General features: G+C 62.9%; 20 protein-coding genes and 1 tRNA gene. 3 read left to right on the top strand and 18 right to left on the bottom strand.

The features are described 5' to 3' along the window. Positions 1 to 119: 119 nt before the first annotated feature. From fusA to rpsL, 3 genes are read right to left on the bottom strand one after another with little or no spacing between them, the layout of a single operon-like run. Positions 120 to 2,237, bottom strand: coding sequence for an elongation factor G (gene fusA, locus PVW46_RS08635; RefSeq protein WP_043137416.1), 2,118 nt, complete (start codon positions 2,235 to 2,237; stop codon positions 120 to 122). Between the two features lie 24 nt (positions 2,238 to 2,261). Next, on the bottom strand, positions 2,262 to 2,732 hold the full coding sequence (rpsG, locus tag PVW46_RS08630; RefSeq protein WP_043137418.1) for a 30S ribosomal protein S7: 471 nt from the start codon (positions 2,730 to 2,732) through the stop codon (positions 2,262 to 2,264). A 12-nt stretch (positions 2,733 to 2,744) separates the two neighbouring features. Beyond that, on the bottom strand, positions 2,745 to 3,116 hold the full coding sequence (gene rpsL / locus PVW46_RS08625) for a 30S ribosomal protein S12 (protein WP_005862801.1): 372 nt from the start codon (positions 3,114 to 3,116) through the stop codon (positions 2,745 to 2,747). A gap of 371 nt (positions 3,117 to 3,487) precedes the next feature. On the opposite strand from rpsL, the gene PVW46_RS08620 reads away from it, so the two are divergent. Continuing rightward, positions 3,488 to 4,288, top strand: coding sequence for a glycosyltransferase (locus tag PVW46_RS08620; protein ID WP_069210796.1), 801 nt, complete (start codon positions 3,488 to 3,490; stop codon positions 4,286 to 4,288). Here PVW46_RS08620 and PVW46_RS08615 read toward each other — a convergent pair. From PVW46_RS08615 to PVW46_RS08560, 12 genes are all read right to left on the bottom strand, one after another. After that, positions 4,273 to 4,755, bottom strand: a complete 483-nt coding sequence (locus PVW46_RS08615) for a DUF2867 domain-containing protein (protein ID WP_069210797.1) — start codon at positions 4,753 to 4,755, stop codon at positions 4,273 to 4,275. The two genes, PVW46_RS08620 and PVW46_RS08615, sit on opposite strands and share 16 nt — an antisense overlap. 124 nt (positions 4,756 to 4,879) lie before the next feature. Then, the gene (gene rpoC, locus PVW46_RS08610; RefSeq protein ID WP_069210798.1) at positions 4,880 to 9,130 is read right to left on the bottom strand and encodes a DNA-directed RNA polymerase subunit beta'; all 4,251 of its coding nucleotides are present in this window, start codon (positions 9,128 to 9,130) and stop codon (positions 4,880 to 4,882) included. 212 nt (positions 9,131 to 9,342) lie between these two features. Then, the gene (gene rpoB / locus PVW46_RS08605; protein WP_069210799.1) at positions 9,343 to 13,482 is read right to left on the bottom strand and encodes a DNA-directed RNA polymerase subunit beta; all 4,140 of its coding nucleotides are present in this window, start codon (positions 13,480 to 13,482) and stop codon (positions 9,343 to 9,345) included. A 612-nt stretch (positions 13,483 to 14,094) separates the two neighbouring features. Beyond that, positions 14,095 to 14,475 carry a 50S ribosomal protein L7/L12 gene (gene rplL / locus PVW46_RS08600; protein WP_043137439.1) on the bottom strand — a complete coding sequence of 127 codons (381 nt, stop codon included), beginning with the start codon at positions 14,473 to 14,475 and terminating at the stop codon, positions 14,095 to 14,097. 74 nt (positions 14,476 to 14,549) lie between these two features. Next, on the bottom strand, positions 14,550 to 15,068 hold the full coding sequence (gene rplJ / locus PVW46_RS08595) for a 50S ribosomal protein L10 (protein ID WP_043137442.1): 519 nt from the start codon (positions 15,066 to 15,068) through the stop codon (positions 14,550 to 14,552). Positions 15,069 to 15,359: 291 nt separating this feature from the next. Next, entirely contained in the window at positions 15,360 to 16,199 is an 840-nt protein-coding gene (locus PVW46_RS08590; protein WP_083242435.1) for a lipoprotein N-acyltransferase Lnb domain-containing protein, read from the bottom strand. 29 nt (positions 16,200 to 16,228) lie between these two features. Further along, positions 16,229 to 18,052, bottom strand: coding sequence for an ATP-binding protein (locus PVW46_RS08585; RefSeq protein ID WP_069210802.1), 1,824 nt, complete (start codon positions 18,050 to 18,052; stop codon positions 16,229 to 16,231). A gap of 8 nt (positions 18,053 to 18,060) precedes the next feature. Beyond that, on the bottom strand, positions 18,061 to 18,561 hold the full coding sequence (locus PVW46_RS08580; protein WP_139132387.1) for a putative pterin-binding protein: 501 nt from the start codon (positions 18,559 to 18,561) through the stop codon (positions 18,061 to 18,063). 129 nt (positions 18,562 to 18,690) lie between these two features. Beyond that, complete coding sequence (gene rplA / locus PVW46_RS08575) at positions 18,691 to 19,389, bottom strand: 50S ribosomal protein L1 (RefSeq protein ID WP_043137449.1); 699 nt, start codon at positions 19,387 to 19,389, stop codon at positions 18,691 to 18,693. A 5-nt stretch (positions 19,390 to 19,394) separates the two neighbouring features. Further along, the gene (rplK, locus tag PVW46_RS08570; RefSeq protein ID WP_043137451.1) at positions 19,395 to 19,847 is read right to left on the bottom strand and encodes a 50S ribosomal protein L11; all 453 of its coding nucleotides are present in this window, start codon (positions 19,845 to 19,847) and stop codon (positions 19,395 to 19,397) included. Positions 19,848 to 20,048: 201 nt separating this feature from the next. After that, on the bottom strand, positions 20,049 to 21,209 hold the full coding sequence (locus tag PVW46_RS08565; RefSeq protein ID WP_069210804.1) for a winged helix-turn-helix domain-containing protein: 1,161 nt from the start codon (positions 21,207 to 21,209) through the stop codon (positions 20,049 to 20,051). 87 nt (positions 21,210 to 21,296) lie between these two features. Further along, on the bottom strand, positions 21,297 to 22,208 hold the full coding sequence (locus PVW46_RS08560; protein ID WP_069210805.1) for a LysR substrate-binding domain-containing protein: 912 nt from the start codon (positions 22,206 to 22,208) through the stop codon (positions 21,297 to 21,299). 107 nt (positions 22,209 to 22,315) lie between these two features. On the opposite strand from PVW46_RS08560, the gene PVW46_RS08555 reads away from it, so the two are divergent. Beyond that, entirely contained in the window at positions 22,316 to 22,864 is a 549-nt protein-coding gene (locus PVW46_RS08555; protein ID WP_069210806.1) for a DUF6647 family protein, read from the top strand. Between the two features lie 77 nt (positions 22,865 to 22,941). Here the strand turns inward: PVW46_RS08555 and nusG are convergent, their stop codons facing one another. Continuing rightward, entirely contained in the window at positions 22,942 to 23,475 is a 534-nt protein-coding gene (gene nusG / locus PVW46_RS08550; protein ID WP_043137460.1) for a transcription termination/antitermination protein NusG, read from the bottom strand. A gap of 146 nt (positions 23,476 to 23,621) precedes the next feature. After that, the gene (secE, locus tag PVW46_RS08545) at positions 23,622 to 23,825 is read right to left on the bottom strand and encodes a preprotein translocase subunit SecE (protein ID WP_043137462.1); all 204 of its coding nucleotides are present in this window, start codon (positions 23,823 to 23,825) and stop codon (positions 23,622 to 23,624) included. 310 nt (positions 23,826 to 24,135) lie between these two features. On the opposite strand from secE, the gene PVW46_RS08540 reads away from it, so the two are divergent. Then, complete coding sequence (locus tag PVW46_RS08540) at positions 24,136 to 24,555, top strand: hypothetical protein (RefSeq protein ID WP_069210807.1); 420 nt, start codon at positions 24,136 to 24,138, stop codon at positions 24,553 to 24,555. A gap of 140 nt (positions 24,556 to 24,695) precedes the next feature. On the opposite strand, the gene PVW46_RS08535 is transcribed toward PVW46_RS08540, so the two are convergent. Continuing rightward, positions 24,696 to 24,771, bottom strand: a tRNA-Trp gene (locus PVW46_RS08535). Positions 24,772 to 25,262: the final 491 nt, after the last annotated feature.

Raw genomic sequence — 25,262 nt, 5'->3', positions numbered from 1 at the left:
TTGCCGCGTTCAAACTTTTCCTTTGCCATTGTATTGGCTCCCTTTTTCTTGTCGTGCGGTGCGCAAATCTGCGCACCCTACGGGCTGGTGTAGGGTGCGCCTTTACGGCGCACCGCCGGTTACGCGTACTTGGCCTGGATCTCGTCCGAGATGTTCTGCGGCACGGGATCGTAGTGCGAGAACTGCATCGTGAACTGCGCACGGCCCGAAGACATCGAACGCAGGGTGTTGATGTAGCCGAACATGTTGGCCAGCGGGACGTTGGCGTTGATCGCCACCGCATTGCCGCGCGGTTCCTGGCCAGACACCTGGCCACGACGCGAGGTCAGGTCGCCGATGATACCGCCGGTGTATTCTTCCGGGGTGATCACTTCGACCTTCATCATCGGCTCCAGCAGCTTCGCGCCGGCCTTGCGGAGACCTTCGCGCATGCACATGCGGCTGGCGATCTCGAAGGCCAGGACCGACGAGTCGACGTCGTGGAACTTACCGTCGAGCAGCGCCACCTTGAAGTCGATGACCGGGAAACCTGCCAGCGGACCGGAGTCCATGACCGACTTGATGCCCTTTTCGACACCCGGGATGTATTCCTTCGGAACCGCACCACCAACGATACGGGATTCGAAGGTGTACCCTTCGCCCGGCTCGGTCGGGGTGATCTCCAGCTTGACTTCGGCGAACTGACCCGAACCACCCGACTGTTTCTTGTGGGTGTAGGTGTGCTCGACCGCGTGGCCGATGGTTTCACGATAGGCCACCTGCGGCGCACCGATGTTCGCCTCGACCTTGAATTCCCGCTTGAGACGGTCAACCAGGATGTCCAGGTGAAGTTCGCCCATGCCCTTCATGATGGTCTGACCCGATTCCAGGTCGGTTTCCACGCGGAAGGACGGGTCTTCTGCGGCCAGACGGGCCAGACCCTGGGACATCTTTTCCTGGTCGCCCTTGGTCTTGGGCTCGACCGCGATCTCGATCACCGGCTCCGGGAAGGTCATGGTTTCCAGAACCACCGGCGCCTTGGCGTCGCAGAGGGTATCACCGGTGGTGGTGTCCTTCAGACCCGCCAGCGCGATGATGTCGCCTGCAAAGGCTTCTTCGATCTCTTCGCGGTTGTTCGAGTGCATCATCATCATACGACCGATGCGCTCTTTCTTGCCCTTGGTCGCGTTGAGGATGTTGTCACCCTTGTTCATCACGCCGGAGTAGATCCGGGTGAAGGTCAGCGAACCGACGAAGGGGTCGTTCATGATCTTGAACGCGAGGCCGGCGAAGGGCATCGAGTCGTCGGCACGACGCGCGATGTTCCGCGTTTCGGTCTCGTCGTCCGGTGCGAAGCCCATGTAGTCGACCACGTCCAGCGGGCTGGGCAGGTAGTCGATCACGGCGTTGAGCAGCGGCTGGACACCCTTGTTCTTGAAGGCAGAACCACCCAGGACCGGCACGAAGTGCAGGTTCAGCGTGCCCTTGCGCAGCAGTTTGCGCAGGGTCGCCACGTCGGGCTCTTCACCTTCCAGGTAGGCTTCCATCGCGTCGTCGTCTTCTTCGACGGCGGCCTCGATCATCTTGCCACGCCACTCTTCGGCCATGTCCTTGAGTTCCGCACGGATCTCTTCCTGGAACCAGGTCGCGCCGAGGTCATCGCCGCGCCAGACCCATTCCTTCATCGTGACGAGGTCGATCAGGCCTTCCAGTTCGGACTCGGCGCCGATCGGGATACCGACGGGAACGGCGCGGGCGCCGGTGCGGTCCTCGATCATGCGGACGCAGTTGAAGAAGTCCGCGCCGATCTTGTCCATCTTGTTGACGAAGACGATCCGCGGAACCTTGTAGCGGTCAGCCTGACGCCACACGGTTTCGGTCTGCGGCTCGACACCGGCGTTGGCGTCCAGAACACAGACGGCACCGTCGAGAACCGCCAGCGAACGCTCGACTTCGATGGTGAAGTCGACGTGGCCGGGGGTGTCGATGATGTTCAGGCGGTGTTTCAGGGAATCCGGCTCGGTGCCGTTCTCGGTGCGCTCCCAGAAGGTGGTGGTCGCAGCCGAGGTAATGGTGATCCCGCGTTCCTGTTCCTGCTCCATCCAGTCCATCGTCGCGGCGCCGTCATGCACCTCGCCGATGTTGTGCGACTTGCCGGTGTAGAACAGGATGCGTTCGGAACAGGTGGTCTTGCCGGCGTCGATATGCGCCATGATACCGAAGTTCCGGTAACGCTCGAGGGGATAATCGCGTGCCATAGGGCTTGTCCTCAGAAGAATTGTTTACCAGCGGTAATGGCTGAACGCCTTGTTGGCGTCGGCCATCTTGTGGGTGTCTTCGCGCTTCTTAACGGCGGCACCGCGTGACTGCACTGCGTCAATCAGCTCGCCGGCGAGGCGTTCTTCCATGGTGTTTTCATTGCGGGCGCGCGAGGCGTTGATCAGCCAGCGGATGGCCAGGGCTTCGCGGCGCTCGGGGCGCACTTCGACCGGAACCTGGTAGGTGGCACCACCAACGCGGCGCGAGCGGACCTCGACCGACGGCTTGATGTTGTCCAGCGCCTCGTGGAAGATTTCCACCGGCGCGCGCTTGACCTTGGCTTCGACCCGGTCGAGCGCGTTGTAGACGATGCGTTCGGCGGCGGATTTCTTGCCGTCGTACATCAGGTTGTTCATGAACTTGGTCAGGACGCGATCGCCATACTTGGCGTCGGGCAGGACTTCGCGTTTCTCAGCGGCGTGACGACGAGACATCTGTGTATCCTCTTACTTGGGACGCTTGGCGCCGTATTTCGAACGACGCTGCTTCCGGTCCTTGACGCCCTGGGTATCCAGAACACCGCGCAGAATGTGGTAACGCACGCCGGGAAGGTCTTTGACACGACCGCCACGGATCAGGACCACCGAGTGCTCCTGAAGGTTGTGGCTTTCACCGGGGATGTAGCTGATCACCTCGTAACCGTTGGTCAGACGCACCTTGGCCACCTTACGCATAGCCGAGTTCGGCTTCTTCGGCGTGGTGGTGTAGACGCGGGTGCAGACGCCGCGTTTCTGCGGGCACTGCTCAAGGTGCTGCGACTTCGAGCGCTTGACTTTGGGCTGCCGCGGCTTGCGGATCAGCTGTTGGATCGTGGGCATTCCGGTTATTTCCCCGTGCTTCTCACAAATGTGCTGCACGGGCCTTCCCGTGCGGAGGTTCAGGTTCTGGCATCGCGCGCGATCACGCGGGCCGGTTCGTGTGCCGCTGCCAAGACGTGATGGCAAACGACGAAAAAACCGCATCCGTTTCCGTACCGAGGAAACGACGCGGTGGGTGTTCAGAGGATCGGGGCGATAGTGGCCCGGATCATGACCGCCTGGTTATGTAAGGACGCAATCAGCCCGAAGTCTGACGCGGATTAGCGGGGCGTATAGGGGGAGTCGCGGACCTTGTCAACAGCCCTGCGGGCTTGCCGGAACAGGGCGGCAATGCCATTCAAGGGCAACCGCTTCGCACAAGGGGGCAAGGGATGCAAGTCATCGGATTCTGCCGGTTTTCCTACCCCGCCGAGGGCGGTTTTCAGGTGGCGCATTCCAGTCTCGAAGAACGGATGGCCTACCTCTATGCGCCCGACCGGATGGAAGAGCGGTTTCGGCATTTCGAATGCCTCTGCCTGCCGGGTCTGAGGGCGCAGACCGATCCGGATTTCCTGTTCGCTATCCTGGTCGGCGACGCCATGCCGACCGGGTGGCTGGAACGGCTTGCCGCCCTGGTCGAGGGCTTTCCGCAGGCTGTCATCGTCTCGCGCCCGCCCGGTCCGCATCGGCAAGTCTGTCAGGACGTCATCAATTCGCTGCGGGAGCCGGGGCAGCCCTGCCTGCAATTCCGCCATGATGACGACGACGCCGTGGCGGTGGACTTCGTTCAGGACCTGCGGCAAGCAGCCCGCGACGTGGCGCCCTTGCTGGACCGGCACCGGCTGGTCGGGTTCGACTGGAACCGTGGGTACATCGGACGCCCGGATGCAAAGGGGATCTGCGCGGAACTGCAGGTCACGCCCTATTGGGGGGTGGCCCAGGCCATCGCCGCCCGGCCTGGTGCCAGGCAAACCATCATGAACTTTGCCCATAACAAGCTGAACCAGTTCATGCCCACGGTGACCTTTACCGACAAGGCGATGTACCTGCGCGGGCACAACGACCACAACGACTCTCGGCAGAAGAAACACGTCAAACCGGTCGCCCTGCCCCGACTCGACGCCGAAGCCGAGGCCGAGCTGAAGGCCCGCTTCGCAATCGATGCCGATCACGTCCGTCAGGTGTTTGCCTGATCCTTCAAGCGCGCAAGTGACCGGCGGATGATCACCCGGTGGGCAGGACCGACCACGGCCATGTACAGGCGGCCAAAGCCATTGTGCGTCACGACCGACGAGGTGATCGTGACGTGACCGCCCGAGCAGGCGATACAGGTCATCACATCCAGGTGCCGGTCGCGCTCTGTCAGCACCAGGACCTCCGGTGTTGCCTGCTCCACCAGGAAGAAATCCAGCTTCTCGCCTTCGGTCGCGGCCGCTGGAGTACGTCCCGAGAAGCCCCGGATAGGTCGTACGCCAAAGGGCGCGCTCAGCGCATCCCGGACGCGAAATGCCCAACCGAACCGTTGCGCCATCCAGCCGGACAGATGCCCATAGGTCTGGATCGGGGTCAGTGGCCTGGCAAGGGTGACGGATTGGATATCCAGGAAATTCAACCGGCTACGCGGCGCGACAATCCGCAGTTGAGACGTTTCGATCTGCATGGGCAACCTTGTGTCACGTCCGGCCGCGATGCGCAAAGCCGCCATGCCGTTCCCGTGGCCAAGAAAAAACGCCCCCGCGGATCGCGGGGGCGTTTTCGATGTCAGAGCCCTTGGGCCGTGGCAATCACTCGCGGCTTTCCGGAGTGTCGACGATCAGGGTGTCGAACTCGTCACCGCCCACGACGTCGTCGCCCATCGTTTCCGGGGCGGCCAGCGCGGCGGCCGCTTCGGCCTCCTCGCGGCGTGCCTCGATCACGACGTTGTCGCGGTCCTGGGCGATGCGGCGCACCTTCTGGGTCGCGCCACCGGTGCCCGCCGGGATCAGGCGGCCCACGATGACGTTTTCCTTGAGGCCGACCAGCTTGTCCTTCTTGCCCTGAACCGAGGCCTCGGTCAGCACGCGGGTGGTCTCCTGGAAGGAGGCCGCAGAGATGAACGAGCGGGTCTGCAACGAGGCCTTGGTGATGCCCAGCAGGATCGGTTCACCCTGCGCCGGACGACCACCCTTCTTCTCGGCCTTGGCGTTGGCCTCGTCGAATTCGACCTTGTCGACGTGCTCACCCTTGAGCAGCGTGGTGTCGCCCGAGTCCAGGATCTCCCACTTCTGCAGCATCTGGCGAACGATGACCTCGACGTGCTTGTCGTTGATCTTCACGCCCTGCAGTCGATAGACATCCTGCACCTCGTCGATCATGTAGTTGGCAAGGGCCTCGATCCCCATGATCGACAGGATGTCGTGCGGGGCCGGGTTGCCGTCCATGATGTAGTCGCCCTTCTGGACGTAGTCGCCCTCGCCCACCGGGATGTGCTTGCCCTTGGGGATCATGTATTCCTTGGGCTCGAGGTTCTCGTCCGCGGGTTCGATGGTGATACGGCGCTTGTTCTTGTAGTCCTTGCCAAAGCGCACGTAGCCGTCGATCTCGGCGATGATGGCGTGATCCTTCGGACGGCGCGCCTCGAAGAGTTCGGCCACACGCGGCAGACCACCGGTGATGTCCTTCGTCTTCGCACCTTCACGCGGGATACGCGCCACGACGTCACCTGCCTTGACCTCCTGCCCGTCTTCACAGGACAGGATGGCGTCCACGGACATCGGGTAGGTGATCGGGTTGCCCGCATCGTTGCGCACCGGCTCGCCGTCGGCATCCATCAGGATGATCTCGGGCTTGAGCTCGTTGCCCTTGGGCGCGGCCCGCCAGTCGATCACGATCTTCTGGGTCATGCCGGTGGCATCGTCGGTCTCGTCGCGCACGGCGATGCCCGTCACCAGGTCGACGTGCTTGGCGATACCGTCCTTCTCGGCGATGATCGGCAGGGTGTAGGGGTCCCACTCGAACAGCTTGTCGCCGCGCTTGACCTCCTGGCCTTCGTCCACGAACAGCTTGGAACCGTAGCCCATCTTGTGGGATGCGATTTCCTCGCCCTGGTCGTTCATGATCAGAACCTGCATGTTCCGGTTCATGACGATCTGCTCGCCCGCGGCATTGGTGATGATGCCGGGGTTCGCAAAGGCGATCTTGCCGTTCTGGCTGGCTTCCAGGAAGGACCGCGAGGACCCCTGCGCAACGCCGCCCATGTGGAAGGTCCGCATGGTCAGCTGCGTACCGGGTTCACCGATCGACTGCGCCGCGATGATGCCCACAGCTTCGCCAGTGTTCACCATCGTGCCGCGCGCCAGGTCACGACCATAGCAGGTCGCGCAGACGCCTTCCTCGGCCTCGCAGGTCAGGGGCGAACGGATGCGCGCGGTCTGCAGGCCGGACTCCTCGACGGTGTCGGCCATGCGTTCGTCGATCAGCTCGCCTTCGCGGACCATCATGTCGCCGGTCTCGGGGTGCAGCAGGTCCTCTGCCGCGACGCGGCCCAGGATGCGTTCGCCCAGCGTCGCCACGACTTCGCCGTCGTTCACCGCCGCTTCGGCAGTGATCGCGCGGTCAGTGCCGCAGTCCGTCATGCGGATGATACAGTCCTGCGCGACGTCCACCAGACGGCGGGTCAGGTAACCCGAGTTAGCCGTCTTGAGCGCGGTGTCCGACAGGCCCTTACGGGCACCGTGGGTGGAGTTGAAGTACTCCAGAACGGTCAGGCCTTCCTTGAAGTTCGAGATGATCGGCGTCTCGATGATGTCGCCGTTCGGCTTCGCCATCAGGCCGCGCATCGCGCCCAGCTGTTTCATCTGCGTGACCGAGCCACGGGCCTTGGAGTGGGCCATCATGTAGACCGAGTTCGGTTCCATTTCGGCCCCGTTCTCGTCCTCGCGCCGGGCGGAGATGGTGTTCATCATCGCCTCGGTGACCTTGTCGTTACACTTCGACCAGGCGTCCACGACCTTGTTGTACTTTTCGCCCTGGGTGATCAGGCCGTCCATGTACTGCTGTTCAAAGTCCTTCACCTGGTCGCGAGTCTCGTCGACCAGTTCCCACTTGTTGTCGGGGATGACCATGTCGTCCTTGCCGAACGAGATGCCCGCCTTGAAGGCCTCGACAAAGCCCAGGCGCATGATCTGGTCACAGAAGATCACCGATTCCTTCTGACCGCAGTAGCGGTAGACGGTGTCGATGACGGTCTGCACGTCGCCCTTGCGCAGCAGACGGTTGACCAGTTCGAAGGGCGCCTTGGCATTCAACGGCAGCAACCCGCCGATGCGAACACGGCCCGGGGTGGTTTCGACCCGTTCCCAGACCTCGTTGCCCTCTTCGTCGATCTGCGGCATCCGGCAGGTGATCTTGGCATGCAGGTGCACCTCGCCCGAGTCCAGCGCGTGCTGAACCTCTTCCGGCGAGGAGAAGATCATGCCTTCGCCCTTCATGCCGTCGCGGGCGATGGTCACGTAGTAGAGACCAAGGATCATGTCCTGCGACGGAACGATGATCGGTGCGCCGTTGGCGGGCGACAGGACGTTGTTCGTCGACATCATCAGGACGCGCGCTTCCAGCTGCGCCTCGAGGCTCAGCGGCACGTGCACGGCCATCTGGTCACCGTCGAAGTCGGCGTTGAAGGCCGAGCAGACCAGCGGGTGCAGCTGGATCGCCTTGCCTTCGATCAGCGTGGGCTCAAACGCCTGGATGCCCAGACGGTGCAGCGTGGGCGCACGGTTCAGCAGAACCGGGTGCTCGCGGATGACCTCGTCGAGGATGTCCCAGACCTCGGGACGCTCTTTCTCGACCAGCTTCTTCGCCTGCTTCACGGTGCTGCTGAGGCCCTTGGCCTCCAGCCGCGAGTAGATGAACGGCTTGAACAGCTCGAGCGCCATCTTCTTGGGCAGGCCGCACTGGTGCAGTTTCAGCTCCGGCCCGGTCACGATGACCGAACGGCCCGAGAAGTCGACGCGCTTGCCCAGAAGGTTCTGACGGAAGCGGCCCTGCTTGCCCTTCAGCATATCGCTGAGCGACTTCAGCGGACGCTTGTTGGCGCCGGTGATGACGCGGCCACGACGTCCGTTGTCGAACAGGGCGTCCACGGATTCCTGCAGCATCCGCTTTTCGTTGCGGACGATGATGTCCGGCGCGCGCAGTTCGATCAGCCGCTTGAGGCGGTTGTTCCGGTTGATGACGCGGCGGTACAGGTCGTTCAGGTCGGAGGTCGCAAAGCGGCCACCGTCCAGCGGCACCAGCGGGCGCAGTTCCGGCGGGATCACCGGCACGACGGTCAGGATCATCCACTCGGGGCGGTTGCCCGACTCGAGGAAGGATTCCACGACCTTCAGGCGCTTGATGATCTTCTTGGGCTTCAGCTCGCCGGTGGCTTCCTTGAGGTCGGCGCGCAGGTTTTCTGCCTCGGCCTCCAGGTCGATCGCGGCCAGCATCTCGCGGATCGCCTCGGCGCCGATGTTGGCGGTGAAGGCGTCCATGCCGTACTGGTCCTGGGCATCCAGGAATTCTTCCTCGGTCATCATCTGACCGTAGGTGAGATCCGTCAGACCGGGTTCGATCACGACGTAGTTTTCGAAATACAGGACGCGTTCCAGATCACGCAGCGTCATGTCCAGCATCAGGCCGATGCGCGAGGGCAGCGACTTGAGGAACCAGATATGGGCGCAGGGCGCGGCCAGCTCGATGTGGCCCATGCGCTCGCGGCGGACCTTTTGCAGCGTGACTTCGACGCCGCATTTCTCGCAGACGACGCCGCGATATTTCATGCGCTTGTACTTGCCGCAGAGGCATTCGTAATCCTTGATCGGGCCAAAGATACGCGCGCAGAACAGGCCGTCACGCTCGGGCTTGAACGTACGGTAGTTGATGGTTTCCGGCTTCTTGATCTCGCCGAAGGACCACGAGAGGATCCGTTCCGGCGACGCCAGCGACACCTTGATCTCGTCAAAGGTTTTTACCGGAGCAACAGGGTTGAACGGGTTGTTTGTGAGTTCTTGGTTCATTTTAGTCTCCCCAAACGGGTAAATATCCAAAGATGGCGGCGTCGAGGGCTATTCCAATCAAGGCAAGGCCCCAGACAAAGGCTTCGGGACGCCAGGGATCGTACCAAGGGCTGTCTTTACCGCCCGGCCAGAACGCTGCGCAAAGCAACGTTACGCCGACCGGAAAGAAAACGTAGACAACCCACACAGGTGCAACCACCGATGCAATTCCCTCACTCTGCATCTTCCTCCGTATCCAGGAGTTCCATGTTGAGGCCCAGACCCCGAACCTCCTTGACAAGAACATTGAACGATTCCGGCACGCCCGCCTCGAAGTTGTCCTCACCCTTGACGATCGACTCGTAGACCTTGGTCCGGCCCGCCACGTCGTCCGACTTCACCGTCAGCATCTCCTGCAGGGTGTAGGCGGCGCCGTAAGCTTCCAGGGCCCAGACCTCCATCTCACCGAAGCGCTGACCGCCGAACTGCGCCTTACCACCCAGCGGCTGCTGCGTGACGAGCGAGTACGGCCCCGTCGAACGGGCGTGGATCTTGTCGTCGACCAGGTGGTGCAGTTTCAGCAGGTATTTCACACCCACCGTCACCCGGCGCGAGAACTTCTCGCCCGTGCGGCCGTCGAACAGGTCGGACTGGCCGCTCTGATCGAACCCGGCACGCTTGAGCGCGTCGTTCACATCGGCTTCCTTGGCACCGTCAAAGACCGGGGTCGCAATCGGCACGCCACGGGTGACGTTGCTTGCCGCTTCCAGCAGGTCTTCTTCTTCGAGCGGCTCCAGACCTTCCTGATAGACCTCGTCGCCATAGGCAATCCGCAGCGCTTCGCGCACCGGGGTCAGGTCACCCGACCGGCGGTACTCTTGCAGCGCCTCGTCCACCTCGATGCCGAGGCCGCGCGCGGCCCAGCCCATGTGGGTCTCGAGGATCTGACCGACGTTCATCCGCGAAGGCACGCCCAGCGGGTTGAGGCAGAAGTCGACCGGCGTCCCGTCCGCGAGGAAGGGCATGTCCTCCTGCGGCACGACGCGCGACACGACACCCTTGTTGCCGTGACGGCCGGCCATCTTGTCGCCCGGCTGCAGCTTGCGCTTCACCGCGATGAAGACCTTGACCATCTTCATCACGCCCGGGGGCAGGTCGTCGCCACGGCGGACCTTTTCGACCTTGTCCTCGAAACGGGCATCCAGGGCGCGCTTCTGCACCTCGTACTGCTCGTGCAGGGCCTCGACGTGCTTGGCGTCCTCTTCCTCGCCCAGGGCCAGCTGCCACCACTGACCACGGGTCAGGGTTTCCAGAAGCTCCTCGGTGATTTCCGAGTTCGACTTGATGCCTTTCGGCCCCTTCACGGCAGTCTTGCCCAGGATCATACCTTTGAGGCGGGCATAGATGTTGCGGTCGAGGATCGCCAGCTCGTCGTCCCGGTCACGGGCCAGCTGTTCGATCTCTTCCCGCTCGATCTGCAGCGCACGTTCGTCCTTTTCGACGCCGTGGCGGTTGAACACCCGGACCTCGACGACAGTCCCGTAATCGCCCGGTTTGACCCGCAGCGAGGTGTCGCGCACGTCGCTTGCCTTTTCACCGAAGATGGCGCGGAGAAGTTTTTCTTCCGGCGTCATCGGGCTTTCGCCCTTGGGGGTGATCTTGCCCACCAGGATGTCGCCCGGCTCTACGTCGGCCCCGATATAAACGATGCCCGCCTCGTCGAGGTTGCGCAGGGCTTCCTCGCCGACGTTGGGAATGTCGCGGGTGATCTCTTCCGGCCCAAGCTTGGTGTCCCGCGCCGCCACTTCGAATTCCTCGATGTGGACGGAGGTGAACACGTCATCCTTGGCGATCCGCTCGGAGATCAGGATCGAGTCCTCGTAGTTGTAGCCGTTCCAGGGCATGAAGGCGACGATGACGTTCTTGCCAAGCGCCAGTTCCCCCATGTCGGTGGACGGACCGTCCGCGATGACCTCGTTCTTGCCGACCTTCTGACCCACCTTCACCAGCGGTTTCTGGTTGATGCAGGTGTTCTGGTTCGACCGCTGGAACTTGCGCATCCGGTAGATGTCGACGCCCGGGTCGCCGGGTTCCATATCTTCGGTGGCGCGCACGACGATCCGCATCGCGTCGACCTGGTCGATGATCCCGGCCCGTTTGGCCAGAACCGCCGCGCCGGAATCCCGCGCCACGACTTCCTCGATGCCAGTGCCGACCAGCGGCGCCTCGGCGCGCAGGGTCGGAACCGCCTGACGCTGCATGTTCGACCCCATCAGGGCGCGGTTGGCGTCGTCGTTTTCCAGGAACGGGATGAGCGAAGCGGCAACCGAGACCAGCTGTTTCGGCGATACGTCGATCAGGTCGACGTTTTCCGACGGAGACAGCGTGTAGTCACCGGATTTCCGGGTCGACACCAGGTCGTTCTCGAACCGGCCGTCGTCGTCCAGTTTCGCGTTGGCCTGCGCCACGGTGTGGCGCATTTCCTCGGTCGCGGACATGTAGTGCACCTCGTCGGTGACGACACGGTCCTTGACCACGCGATAGGGGGTCTCGATAAAGCCGTACTTGTTCACGCGGGCAAAGGTTGCCAGCGAGTTGATCAGACCGATGTTCGGGCCTTCCGGCGTTTCAATCGGGCACATCCGGCCATAGTGCGTCGGGTGAACGTCGCGCACCTCGAAGCCGGCCCGCTCACGCGTCAGGCCGCCCGGTCCAAGCGCCGAAAGACGGCGCTTGTGCGTCACTTCGGACAGCGGGTTGGTCTGGTCCATGAACTGCGACAGCTGCGACGAACCGAAGAATTCGCGCACGGCGGCGGCCGCCGGTTTCGCGTTGATCAGGTCCTGCGGCATGACGGTGTCGATCTCGACCGACGACATGCGCTCCTTGATGGCGCGCTCCATGCGCAGCAGGCCGACGCGGTACTGGTTTTCCATCAACTCGCCGACGGAGCGGACACGACGGTTGCCCAGGTGGTCGATGTCGTCGATGTCGCCCTTGCCGTCACGCAGGTCCACCAGCGCCTTGATGCAGGCAACGATGTCCTCACGGTCCAGCGTGCGCTGGGTGTCCGGCTTTTCAAGCGCCAGGCGCATGTTCATCTTGACCCGGCCCACGGCGGAGAGGTCGTAACGCTCGGAGTCGAAGAACAGCGTGTCAAAGAGCGACGAGGCGGCTTCGACGGTGGGCGGCTCGCCCGGACGCATCACGCGATAGATGTCCATCAGCGCGGTGTTGCGGTCCATGTTCTTGTCCTGCGCCATCGTGTTGCGCATGTACGGACCGACATTGACGTTATCGATGTCCAGGACGGGGATGTCGGTGATACCGGCGTCCAGCAGCTCTTTCAGAGTGCCACCGGTCACTTCGCCGTCCTTGTCCACGGTCCAGGTCAGTTCGTCCCCGGCCTCGACGTAGATGGCGCCGGTTTCCTCGTTGATGATGTCCTTGGACACGAACTTGCCGACGATGTGCTCGAACGGCACCAGAAGGTTCTGCACCTTGCCTTCGTCGATCAGTTTCTTCACCGCGCGCGGGGTGACTTTCTTGGTGGCCTCGGCAATCACTTCGCCGCTGTCCGCGTCGACCAGGTCAAAGGTCGGACGGGTGCCGCGCACACGCTCGGGGAAGAACTTGGTCGCCCAGCCTTCGCCACGGCGATACTCGAAGTTCACCGTTTCATAGTAGGCGTCCATGATCGCTTCCTGGTCGAGACCCAGGGCGTACAGGAGCGTGGTCACCGGCAGCTTGCGGCGACGGTCGATGCGGGCGAACACGATGTCCTTGGCGTCGAATTCGAAATCGAGCCAGGAGCCGCGGTAGGGAATGATCCGGCAGGCGAACAGCAGTTTGCCCGAGGAATGCGTCTTGCCCTTGTCGTGGTCAAAAAACACGCCGGGCGAACGGTGCATCTGGGAAACGATGACCCGCTCGGTGCCGTTGACGATGAAGGTGCCGTTGGGCGTCATCAGGGGCATGTCGCCCATGAAGACATCCTGCTCCTTGATGTCCTTGACCGACTTGGCGCCGGTGTCTTCATCCACATCGAAGACGATCAGGCGCAGGGTGACCTTCAGCGGTGCGCTGTAGGTCATGTCGCGCTGCATGCACTCCTCGACGTCGTATTTCGGCTTTTCCAGCTCGTAGTTGACGAATTCCAAGACGGCGGTCTCGTTGAAATCCTTGATCGGGAAGACCGACTGGAACACGCCCTTGATGCCCTCGCCATCCATCGGCTGCGGCTGGTCGCCGCTTTCGAGGAACAGCTTGTAGCTGGATTTCTGAACCTCGATGAGGTTCGGCATTTCAAGGACTTCACGAATTTTGCCGTAGTAGCGACGAAGGCGTTTCTGACCGAGGAAACTTTGCGCCATGAGTGGAGCCACCCTTTCCGTGTTCTCTGCCCGCGCGGACCGGCTGTCGGGGGCCACAGCCGCCGGCGCGTCAGTGATGACAGTCAATCAGATCCATTCTCGGCGCGCGTCCCACCGCGTGCCACTCGATCCGTAGTGTCCTGCCTTGGGAAACCCCTCGAGCAAAGGGGCTTGCCAAGACCGGCATTCATGTTCGGGGTTCAGCACAATTTCCGGGGGTCCACCCTTGTCAGGCGTCGATCCGGCGGCATTTTCGGGATGGACGGGACGACTTGGGAACCATGCGCTGACATTTCAATGGGGAGCTGCCGACACCTCGCAATCCAAAAAGCCGATAGCGGGCTCGAATCGCTCGACCCCGCCGGAGACTTCCGAATATTCGGTTAAACACGAGAACGCAAGCCCACAGCAGGAGCTTTGCGATTTCCACACCCGGAGAGAATGGCAAAAGTTAACCCGATCGTCAAGCTGGGATGCGATTTGCGGCGTCTTTCGCCGCCTTCCCGCCAGTCCTGAGCACAGTTGTCGGCACCGTCCGGCGCAAAGAAAAACGCCTCCGGCAGGACCGGAGGCGTTTCGAAATGGACCGGGAAGCAGCTGCCTCCCGCCAGATCACTTGAGCTCGATTTCCGCGCCTGCTTCTTCGAGCTTCTTCTTGATTTCCTCGGCTTCGTCCTTGGAAACGCCTTCTTTGACAGCCTTGCCGCCGGCCTCGACCAGCTCTTTGGCTTCTTTCAGGCCCAGGCCGGTGATGCCGCGGACTTCCTTGATCACGTTGATCTTCTTGTCGCCGGCCGACTTCAGGATGACGTCGAACTCGGTCTGCTCCTCGGCGGCTTCGCCACCGGCGTCGCCGGCCGGACCGGCCATCATGACGGCGCCACCGGCTGCCGGCTCGATGCCGTATTCGTCCTTGAGGATGGTTTTCAGTTCTTGTGCCTCGAGCAGGGTCAGGCCCACGATTTGCTCGGCGAGTGCTTTAAGATCAGCCATTTTGAGACTCTTTCCGTTTAGATGTGTTTTCCAACGTCAGGGAGAATTCCCCACGAGGGTCATTGCGGTTTGCCTTACGCCGCTTCCTGCTTTTCCTCGATGGTCGACAGGATGGAGGCGATGTTCGAAGCAGGTGCACCAATGGCACCGGCGATGTTCGAAGCGGGTGCGCCGATGCAGCCGACGATCGACGCGATGAGTTCGTCGCGCGACGGCATTTTCGACACGGCTTCGACACCGGCCCGGTCCAGGGTCGTTCCACCCATCGACCCGCCAAGGATTTCGAATTTCTTGTTGTCCTTGGCAAAGTCCTCGACGACCTTGGCCGCAGCCACGGGGTCATCGGAGTAGGTGAGAACAGTCATGCCGCCCAGGAGCGGTGCGATACCTTCGCACTGCGTTCCGTCGACGGCGATCCTGGCGAGCCTGTTCTTGGCGACACGGACCACGGCATCCCCGTTACGGGCACGACCACGGAGGTCCGTCATTTCGGCAACCGTGAGACCTTCGTAGCGGGCAACCACCACGACGCCAGAGCTTTCGAAGACCTGGCCGAGTTCCTCGACCACCTTTTCTTTCTGGGCTCTATCCACAGTTTCACTCCAGTTGTTGGAGGGCGGACCCTCCGGCTCTTTCCGGCAAGGTTTCCCCTGCCATTGAAGTCCGAATGAGGGTCGACGCATCCTGTGGGGCACGCGCACGCGGCGCGGCCTGAAAAGATGTCTCTTCCCGTCTCGGGCAGGATTTAATGGCCTCGGCCAACCCACCGTCTCGGACGAAATGCAAACGGCCCACGACGAATCGCGCCCCGCTGTGCAGGGCCGTCTTTAACATCATCCCGCGCGTTGCCAAGGGGGCATCTGCGGGCGCGGCAGGATTTTTGCCTAACCCCCGGCCCGGCGCGCCCGGAAGGCACGGGAAAAGTCGACCGGGTCGGCGATGTCGTACAGCTCGCGGATCAGCGGAGAGATCAGCGCGGCATCCCGGACCGCCTCGAAACTCTCTCCCTGCGCGATGAAACCCTCGGCGTAAAGGAATTCATCCGCGTAACCGGTCAGGTACCAGGCCTTGTCAAAGGGAACGGCGTCCGGCGCGATCTTGTTCACGGTCCGGGCCAGGACATTGGTACAGTTGGAAAACAGCGTGTTGTACCAGCGCGGTTCCTGTTGGATCTCTGCGGTTTCCGCGATGACCGCGCGCAGTACCGCCCGCTGCTGTGCCAGCGGAATGTCCAGCGCGTAGAGGAACAGCTCATCCCCGGCCATTAACTCGCTGTTGCCATACATGTCGCGTTCGGTTGTCCAGACAAAGATATATTCGAAGATCGGCAGCACAGCAGCCTTGGGCGCGCTATAGGCCTCGCCCACCTCGCGCCGCGCCTCGATCGAGGCGACATAGGCCGAGCCATCCTCGAATGCGAAGACCAGCATGGTATGGGCGATTGCGTCGATGCTGCCGAATGGCTCGACCAGGAAATAGGCCTGGCTCAGCCCGTCCGGGTCGATCTCGCGCGTGATCCAGTCCCGCCGCGTTACCGATCCGTCCTCGGCGTAGTTCCAGTCACGGATGTTCTCGATGCGGAAGGTGTTGCCGGTCTGCTCCACGCCGGGTAGGCGGCTGTAATCCGCGCGCCAGTCACGGTCATGCGAAGGCGGCGTCAGCTGCCAGTTCACGAAAAGCCCGCAGATCAGGATCAGCGGCAGCAAGAGTAAAAATCGCTTCATGCCCTCCGCTGTAGCCGATCGACGTCAGGTCAGGAAGACGAGGCGCGTAAAAACGGCTCCTCGGTCCCCACGCCCGTGGCGACCGGCGCGGCGGCCATGCGGTCCGCCAGCACCACCATGAGATCGCGCTTCGACACCGGCTTGCACAACACGTCATCCATGCCTGCGGCACGATAGCCCTGAACCTGGTGGCTCAGCACGTTTGCGGTGACCGCTATGATGCCGGTGCGGGGCGCGCCGCCGTCTTTTTCGAGCCTGCGAATCTCACGCGTTGCGGCGACACCGTCCATGACCGGCATCTGCACGTCCATCAGGACCATGTCGATGCCGCCCGCCCGGACCAATGCCAAGGCTTCTTCGCCGGTTTCGGCGAACTGGACTTCTGCCCCGGTGTTGCGCAGGAAACGGTCCAGGATCAGCCGGTTCGTCGCATTGTCGTCAGCCACCAGGATGCAGCGCCCGGAAAGGTCCGGCGGACGGGCCGTTTCGACCCGGACCTGCAGCGCCTCCTCGGCGCTGGCGGCGCGCAGCGGCAGGTCACAGAAGAATGTGGCGCCATGTCCCGGGCGGCTGACCACCATGAGATCGCCCCCCATCGCCTGGCACAGCTGTCGCGAGATCGTAAGCCCCAGCCCGCTGCCGCCGTGGCGGCGGGTGACACTGGCGTCCGCCTGCAGGAATGGTTCGAAAATGCGGGCCTGCGCCTCACGCTCGATGCCCGGCCCGCTGTCCTGGACCGCGATGACAAGGCGGCTGCCGTCCAGGTCGGGGCGCACGCGCACCATGACGCCCCCGTCCGAGGTGAATTTGACCGCGTTGGCAATCAGGTTGTGCAGGACCTGACGGATGCGGAATTCATCGCCCATCAGGATCGGCGGCAGGTTGTCCTGTATGTCCAGCGTCAGGTACAGGTCCTTTTCCCGCGCCCCCGCTCCGTAGAGCGCGCAAGCCGCCTCGACCAGGCCACGCAAGGCAAAGGGACGGGCCTCGACGCTGAGCTGTCCGGCCTCGATCCGGGACAGGTCCAGCACGTCGTTGATGGTGCCCAGCAGAACCGTGCCGGATTGCTCGATGATCTGCAGGCATTGCGCCTGGTCCTCGGTCAGCTGCGATTCCGAGAGTTCCGAGGCCATGCCGAGGATGCCGTTCAGCGGTGTCCGGATCTCGTGGCTGACATTGGCGAGGAAGCGCGTCTTGGCGGCATTGGCCTCTGCCGCCTCGCGCCGCAACTCGGCCTCCTTGCGCTGACCGCGTCCGGCAAAGAAGATTTCCGCCAGCACGTACAGCATCAGCAGAACCAGCAGCGTAATCGCGCCAAAGTCCGTCAAACGCGTGGCGGTCAGGTCCTCGAATTCATCGAGGACCCGGCTGGCCGGGTTCTGGGTGCCGAAGTTGCCGGACCAGAGCCTCCGGCTGTGGATGGTCAGGTTGTTCAGCCGGTCCACGAGGTGGGACAGTTGGGCCTGCGTCGGTGGCTCGGACGCAAAAAGGATGCCGTCCCCCTCGTGAAGGAACCTGTCGAAGTCGGCCACGAGTTCGTGGAACCCGGTCGATTCACCAAAGGGTTTGGCCCGGACGATATCGACCCTGCTCCACAACACGTCAAAACGCAGTTGCGCGGTTTCCAGATCGACGGTGCCGTGCTCATAGTCCTTGAGGATGCCGATCAAGCGCTGGCTCTCGAAGTTGAGCTCGCTGATGCTCCACAGCATGGTGTTGAGGTTGCGAACTGTCAGCTCGCGCGAGACGCCGTGGGCGCGGTTGTAATCCAGCAGCAGCGCGGCCAGCCCCAGCGCGATGGTGATCGCGATCAGGGCCCGAAGGGTGCGCGCATTTGTGCGGATCTGCTCCATGCCGGCGATCAGGGTTTGACCGTCAGGCGCTGCAACTGCCAGATCATCCGCGAGCTGTGCAGTTCGTTCACGTCCTCCGGCGTGGGAGCCGGGTAGACGATCCAGATCGGCCCCTTGTTGCGGACGCGCATCGGCTGTCCGTCCTGTTCGATTGCCAGGATGATGCCAAAGGCCTGCACGTCGGACACGGGGATGTCGATCATGTAATCGTCAAGCGCCACCGCCTGCAGCGTGCCCCGCCGGACCCCCAACTGTTTCAGCAAGGAAGCCAGGCTGGGACCAGCCAGATGCTGCACCCCAAGCGTGAAATCGGTATAGGTTTCGATCTCCCGCCAATCGAGAGCCTGTAGCATGGCGCGGTCATAGACGGCCAGGTCGCCATCATTCGTCTGCGCGATCAGCCCGTCGACCGTCAGAAGAGGCGCCCCCTGAGGTACCTCCAGCGCACGGGCGGGACCGGCGAGGGGCATCGCGATCAGACAGAACAGGCAAATGCAGAGTCGGAACACCCAGACCTCCATCCGGTTGGTGAATGGCGTGTTTTCCGATCTAAGCGCCCCACCTTAACGCAGGGTTTGCAAACAACAAAAAAAGGCGGGCCATTGGCCCGCCTTTTGTAGTCAGATGCGCGGTTCGGCTCAGTTGCCGGTCGCGTTCACGATATCGACCGTGACGCCCGGGCCCATCGTCGAGCTCAGCGCGATCTTTTTCATGTAGGTACCCTTGGCACCGGTCGGCTTGGCCGCCGAGACCGCACCGACAAATGCGCGGATGTTCTCGACCAGCTTGGCCTCGTCGAAGGAGACCTTGCCGACGCCTGCGTGCACGACACCGGCCTTTTCGGCCTTGAACTGGACCTGGCCGCCCTTGGCGTCCTTGACCGCCTGCGCCACGTCCATCGTCACGGTGCCGACCTTGGGGTTCGGCATCAGGTTGCGCGGGCCCAGGATCTTGCCCAGGCGACCGACGATCGGCATCATGTCCGGCGTTGCGATGCAACGGTCGAACTCGATGGTGCCGCCCTGGATGGTTTCCATCAGGTCCTCGGCGCCGACGATGTCCGCACCTGCGGCCTGAGCCTCTTCAGCCTTGGGGCCACGGGCGAAAACCGCCACGCGGGTGGTCTTGCCGGTGCCGTTCGGCAGGCCGACGACGCCGCGGACCATCTGGTCCGCGTGGCGCGGGTCGACGCCGAGGTTCATGGCGATTTCAACGGTCTCGTCGAACTTGGTGTTCGAGTTCGACTTGATCAGGGCCACGGCTTCTTCGACGGTGATGTTCTCTTTGCCGGCGAAGGCCTCACGGGCCGCCTTTGCGCGTTTTCCGAGCTTTGCCATGATGATTACCCCTTCACCTCGATACCCATCGAGCTCGCGGAGCCGAGGATGATCTTCATTGCCGCTTCGACGTCATTGGCCGAGAGGTCTTTCATCTTGGCTTCGGCGATCTCGCGGACCTGCGCCACGGTCACCGAGGCGATGGTTTCACGGCCCGGGTTCTCGGCGCCGCGCGGACGGTTCCGCTTGCCGACGGGCTTCAGGCCGGCGGCCTTCTTCAGGTAGTAAGACGCGGGCGGCGTCTTGATGTTCATGGTGAAGGACTTGTCCTGGTAGTAGACAATCTCCGTCGGGCAGGGTGCGCCCGGCTCCATGTCCTGCGTCTTGGCGTTGAACGCCTTGCAGAATTCCATGATGTTGATGCCGCGCTGACCCAGGGCGGGGCCCACGGGCGGCGAGGGGTTGGCTTTGCCTGCAGGGATCTGCAGCTTCATCTTGCCGGCGAGCTTCTTGGCCACGGGCGTTCTCCTGTTCCATCTCCCCCGGACGCGTCTAGGGGCGTTTTGTGGCGTGGTCTGGTCCGGACATCGCGATGCCCTCGCCTCCCACGATAGGTATACCGCCCGAGTCGCCCCGGGTCGGCATGAGCGCGCCGTCTAACCCGGGGCCGGTCATTTGGCAAGCGTGGAATCGGATCCAGCCGCGTCGCCATAAAGGCACTAGGGCCAGACAACCTCATCGACCCCGGCCAGCCTTGCCAGCCGGGCAAGCTCGGCCTCGACACGCGCCATGCGGCCTGTCCCCGCCCGCACGCCCTGTTCCCACCAGAGGTTCATGACGGACATGCGGCCGCTGGCCCGTTCCGCCTTGGCCTCGATCCGGCCCACCAGCCGGTCGCCCTCCAGCAAGGGATAGACGTAATAGCCCCACTGGCGCTGCGCGGCGGGCACGAACATCTCGACCGTATAGTCGAAACCAAACAGTCGCCTGACCCGCGCCCGATCCCGGATGGCCGGATCGAAAGGGTTCAGGATACGCAGGCGCGAGGTGGGCGCGGGCGCCGAGGCAAGCCGCTCTTCGATGTCGGGCACCGCCACACCTTTGGTCCAGCGACCGTCCGCGCCTTCGATCTGCACCGGCACATAGGCGCCCGTGTCGCGCTCGGCCCAGGCGGAGACCTCGGCCACCTCTGCCGCATCCCAGAACTTGCGCACTTCTCCCAATGAGCCAAAGCCCAGCCGCGCCAGCGCCGCGCGGCACAAGCCATCCACCTGCGCCGCATCCGGCAAGACCTGGTTCCGCAAGTCCTCGGGAAAGACCCGTTCGGCCAGGTCGTAGTACTTGATGACACCCTCTCGGTGGCAGGTCGCCAGTTCGCCCGCATACCACAGGTAATCCAGCGCCTTCTTGTGTGGCGGACGTTTCCACATGGCGCGCTCACCCTCGATCTGGGTGTCGAAGTCGCGAGTGCACAGCGCCCCCTCCTCGCGGATGCGCCCCCGGATCTCGTCCATCAGGGCATCGTCGCCCCGCCCGACATACCAGGACCAGCTTTCCGCCTTGCGCCGCATCCGGTCGAACTGCCGCCGCCACAGGGGCAGCATCTCCATCGGCAGGACAGAGGCGTCATGCGTGAAGTGTTCGAACACATGCCGCCCGCGCAAGAGCCGATCCAGTTCCGGTTCGCGATAGCTCTGGTTGCGGCTCCACAGGATGTGATGATGCGCCCGGCTGACCACCTGGATCGTGTCCAGCTGGACAAACCCCAGGTCGCGGATGACATCCAGTGTCGGCGGCCCACCCACGGGCGCCTCTGCCAATCCGTGAGAGGCCAGCCACAGCCTGCGGGCGTCTGCGTTGTGAATGCGAAGCGGCGTCAATTCGACCTCGGGCGGATCAGCATCCCCCTTGAATGCGTCACCCGGGGCCGAAGCGCAATCCCGGCCTCCGCACAGCCCCAAGCCGCCCTACTCGGCCGCCGCCACCCGCCTGAGCCTTGGTATATCCTCTGCCGCCTCTGCAAAGATCCAGTCCCGGAATTCCCGGATCATGGAATCCCCGGCTTTCGCCTCGGGATAGGCCACGGAATAGATGACGACAGGCATGGTCACGGTGTCGAACAATCGCACCAACCGCCCGGATTCCAGCGTTCCACGGACCATCGCGTCATAGGCAAGAGACACGCCCTGCCCCTGTTCGGCGGCGGTTGTCGCGAATTCGCAATTGGGAAACACGGGCCCCCGGGGCATCTGCGGCGGGGTCAATCCCGCCGCCTCGAACCACTCGCCCCAGGCGTCCAGCACTTCGTCATGCATCAGGGTCAGGTTCAGCAGATCCTCGGGCGCGCGAACCTGCATCCGAGCCAGCAGATCAGGGCTGATGACCGGATAGCGGTGCGATTCCATGATCGGTTCAGTCCGCACGCCCGGCGTCAGGTCATCCGCCCACTGGATCACCACGTCCGCATCATTGCGCGCAAAGTCGGTCGACGGCGCTCCTTCGGACACCCGCAGGCGCACCCGGTCGCCAAAGGAAAGCCGGTCCAGCCTTGGCACCAGCCAGCGCGCGGCAAACCCCGGCGTGCAAAGCACCCGGAACGGCCTTTGCCCGGCCTCGCGCACGGAACGCGTCGACTCCGCGACTCCGTCAAGAAAGACGGTCAGGCTTTGGGCATAGCCATGCCCGGTCAGTGTCAGCGACAGTTCGTTTCCGCGCCGCTCGAACAGCTGCGTATCCAAGTGCCCCTCCAGCGCGCGGATCTGGTGGCTGATCGCCGAGGGCGAAAGGCACAGCTCTTCGGCCGCCTTCTTGAAACTCATGTGACGCGCCGCCGCCTCGAAGGCGCGGACCGCCGCGAACGGGGGAAGCTTGCGTCCCATCACGCGTGAATCCCTTTCAATCGCAGTTGAAATTTCACCTTTTGCGTCGTTCCGGACCCGACCCTACCATTATTTGCATCAGATCCCAAATTCCGGCGGAGGCTTCCATGTCCTTCACACTGCGTCCCGGCGCACGCGTCGCGTGTGCCCTCTCTCTTCTGTTGTCCTTTATCGCCATTCCAGAGGCCCAGGCGAATACGACCTCCGGACCGCTGGCCTGGCGACACGCGGAAACGACCTCGGACCTTGTGACCCATCTGGAAGACTGGCTTGACGGCCGAATGGACCTGCCCCGGCGAAATTCACGCCCGGACATCCGGGTGATCGGCGAAACCCGGGCACGGAACCTTCTGGGCGCATCCGCATCGCGACAGGGTGGCCGGACACGGGGCCTTTACGATCCCGAAAGCAGCACCGTCTACCTGATCCGCCCGTGGGATCCCCGTAACCCCTTCGACGCCAGCGTTCTGCTACATGAGCTTGTCCATCATCGACAGGCCGAGGCAGGTCACTGGTACTGCCCCGGAGCACAGGAATTGCCCGCCTACCGCCTTCAGGACGCCTGGCTGGGCGAAATGGGGCTGAGGGCGGACGTCAACTGGATTGCCGTCGTTCTGGAGGCCAGCTGCCCGCGCCGCGACATTCACCCCGACTGAAAATCAAGGCCGCCCGAAAACGCGAAAAGCGCAGGACCCGGGTCCCGCGCTTATCAAACCTGGCCGGGTGTCCAGCCTCAGACCTCTTTCGAGACCTGCGTGAATTCCAGTTCCACCGGGGTTTCGCGACCGAAGATCGACACCGACACGCGCAGGCGCTGGTTGTCGTCGTCGACGCCTTCGACCATGCCGTCGAAGCCCTCGAAGGGGCCGTCGTTGACCTTGACCTTCTCGCCCACCTCAAAGTGGATAAGCGTGCGCGGTGTGTCCTCGTTTTCCTGCACGCGGCCAAGGATCGCCTCGACCTCGGCATCGCGCATCGGCATCGGACGGCCCTGCGGGCCAAGGAAGCCAGTGACGCGGTTGATCGAGTTCACCAGGTGATAGCCTTGGTCCGACATCTCCATGTGCACAAGGACATAACCGGGCATGAAGCGGCGCTCGGTCGTCACCTTCTTGCCGCGACGAACCTCGATCACCTCTTCGGTGGGAACCAGGACCTCGTCGATCTGGTTTTCGAGCCCCTGCTCTTCGACCGCTGTCCGGATCTGTTCGGCGATCTTCTTCTCGAAGTTCGAGAGGACGCTGACCGAGTACCACCGCTTTGCCATGAGTTACCTTCGATTGTTGAAGCCCCGCACGGGCGTGCCCAAAACAAAAAGGGGCGCGCAACTCCCGTGCGCGCCATCCCTATCGCGGCTCATTATCGGCCTTTGCGGTGTATTGCAAGCGCTTCCCGCCCGCAGAGCCGCCCGGCTCAGCCGCCACCGACCACGGACAGCAGGGTTTGCAAGCCAAACCGGATGCCCATGTCGACCAGCGCAAAGAAAATCGCCGTCAGCGTGGCCATGATGAACACCATGACGGTGGTCAGGAAAACCTCGCGCCGGGTCGGCCAGACGATCTTGGCCACTTCGGCCCGGACCTGCTGGATGAACTGAAGCGGATTGGTGGTTGCCATGCTGTCTCTTCCCGTACGTGCGGTGGTTTGCGAGGAAATACGCGGAGAGCGCCATGAATACAAGGCCCGCGGGCCGATTGGCGCCACCGCCACAGGGGTCACGCCGGCGTGAGAGTTGATGGGAATGTCGTGATGGAACCCGCATGCCCGCCCCACGTTCCGCGCCCGCGGTGCATCCCTGCGCTCAACTCGCTGTCAAAAAACGTCTTTTCCGGATGGAACGGGACGCTGCCCACCCCGTTGATTGCCCAGAACCGCCGGGGCGGCACGCCTTGGCAGCATGTGGAACACGAGTAAGGAGTCAGACACAATGACACGCTTTATCACCGCAACCGCTCTTGCAACCGTCGTCGCGACCGGCGCCTTCGCCCAGTCGCAGGTCGAAACACAGACCATCGAAAAGTACTTTCCGAACGTGAACGTGGAAACGCTCACCGAACTTCAGGTGACGCAGCTGACCACCATTGCCGCCAGCGGCGAGTCGGTCTCCGAGAAGCGGGCGCAGATGCGCGCGCTGCTGACCGACGTGAACTTCGAGCCGATGGAGCCGGTCGACATGGAGGTCACCACCGGCCTGACCGAGTTCGAGCGCTCTCAGATCAACCTCTACGCGCCCGAACTTGACGTCTCGTCCCTGACCGAGAACGAGATCCAGCGCCTGCAAACCGCGATCACCAGTGGCGACAACGCCGAGATCGACAAGGTTGCAAACCAGATTATGGCCAACTGATCCCGGCCACGATGACCTGAAAGAAGGGGCTGCCGAAAGGTGGCCCCTTTTTGCATGCGGAGGGCAAAGCTCTTCCGCAGACCGCGCCAATGCACCACGTTTTCACGCGGCGGCACGTTGGTCGGCGATTTCCGGAAGTTTGGCAGGGGCAGCAGGGTTCGAACCCGCGACCTACGGTTTTGGAGACCGTCGCTCTACCAGCTGAGCTATACCCCTTCAGGCCGTGCCGTGGGGTACGCCAACGCGACAGCGAAATCAAGAGGCCTCGGCACGGGTTTTTCATCCGATTTCCGGGGATGCCCCGCCTCCCTGGCGCCCCGCGTGATCACGCCGCGCGGAGAATCCTGAAACAATTCTCCGACAACGGCCGGAAACGCGGTCATCAACATCATGTGAATCCGCTTTCACGGCCCCTTCGGACCGCCCGCCTCACGCCCGACGGCGGCTCCGCGATGACCTTGAAACCCTGCGTTTCCTGACCCGCACCAATGCCCTGCATTCATGCACAACATCCTGTCTATCAGGCTGTTTTTCAAGAACAAATCGGCGTTACGAAACGCGATCATCCTGTGATTTCAAATCCGTCGCCCACGGCCCCAGATAGCTCGGTGTCGGACAGACAGACCGGCACCAACACACGGCGGGCCTTCCGCCACACAGTCACAAGATAAGGACACAGACATGAAAACCCTGATCGCATCCGCCCT

The organism is Mameliella sp. AT18, assembly GCF_028807275.1.
GTDB classification, from domain to species: Bacteria; Pseudomonadota; Alphaproteobacteria; order Rhodobacterales; family Rhodobacteraceae; genus Antarctobacter; species Antarctobacter albus.
The sequence above is the reverse complement of the archived record's forward strand: the minus strand, read 5'-3'. Positions and strand labels throughout refer to the sequence as shown.

What these genes read in the sequence shown, in the direction of transcription:
- rpoC (WP_069210798.1), bottom strand. Translation starts at nt 9,130, where the DNA reads ATGAACCAAGAACTCACAAACAACCCGTTCAACCCTGTTGCTCCGGTA.
- rpsL (WP_005862801.1), bottom strand. Translation starts at nt 3,116, where the DNA reads ATGCCCACGATCCAACAGCTGATCCGCAAGCCGCGGCAGCCCAAAGTC.
- rplL (WP_043137439.1), bottom strand. Translation starts at nt 14,475, where the DNA reads ATGGCTGATCTTAAAGCACTCGCCGAGCAAATCGTGGGCCTGACCCTG.
- PVW46_RS08590 (WP_083242435.1), bottom strand. Translation starts at nt 16,199, where the DNA reads ATGAAGCGATTTTTACTCTTGCTGCCGCTGATCCTGATCTGCGGGCTT.
- fusA (WP_043137416.1), bottom strand. Translation starts at nt 2,237, where the DNA reads ATGGCACGCGATTATCCCCTCGAGCGTTACCGGAACTTCGGTATCATG.
- rpsG (WP_043137418.1), bottom strand. Translation starts at nt 2,732, where the DNA reads ATGTCTCGTCGTCACGCCGCTGAGAAACGCGAAGTCCTGCCCGACGCC.
- PVW46_RS08585 (WP_069210802.1), bottom strand. Translation starts at nt 18,052, where the DNA reads ATGGAGCAGATCCGCACAAATGCGCGCACCCTTCGGGCCCTGATCGCG.
- rplA (WP_043137449.1), bottom strand. Translation starts at nt 19,389, where the DNA reads ATGGCAAAGCTCGGAAAACGCGCAAAGGCGGCCCGTGAGGCCTTCGCC.
- PVW46_RS08620 (WP_069210796.1), top strand. Translation starts at nt 3,488, where the DNA reads ATGCAAGTCATCGGATTCTGCCGGTTTTCCTACCCCGCCGAGGGCGGT.
- secE (WP_043137462.1), bottom strand. Translation starts at nt 23,825, where the DNA reads ATGGCAACCACCAATCCGCTTCAGTTCATCCAGCAGGTCCGGGCCGAA.
- PVW46_RS08555 (WP_069210806.1), top strand. Translation starts at nt 22,316, where the DNA reads ATGTCCTTCACACTGCGTCCCGGCGCACGCGTCGCGTGTGCCCTCTCT.
- PVW46_RS08540 (WP_069210807.1), top strand. Translation starts at nt 24,136, where the DNA reads ATGACACGCTTTATCACCGCAACCGCTCTTGCAACCGTCGTCGCGACC.
- PVW46_RS08615 (WP_069210797.1), bottom strand. Translation starts at nt 4,755, where the DNA reads ATGCAGATCGAAACGTCTCAACTGCGGATTGTCGCGCCGCGTAGCCGG.
- rpoB (WP_069210799.1), bottom strand. Translation starts at nt 13,482, where the DNA reads ATGGCGCAAAGTTTCCTCGGTCAGAAACGCCTTCGTCGCTACTACGGC.
- nusG (WP_043137460.1), bottom strand. Translation starts at nt 23,475, where the DNA reads ATGGCAAAGCGGTGGTACTCGGTCAGCGTCCTCTCGAACTTCGAGAAG.
- PVW46_RS08560 (WP_069210805.1), bottom strand. Translation starts at nt 22,208, where the DNA reads ATGGGACGCAAGCTTCCCCCGTTCGCGGCGGTCCGCGCCTTCGAGGCG.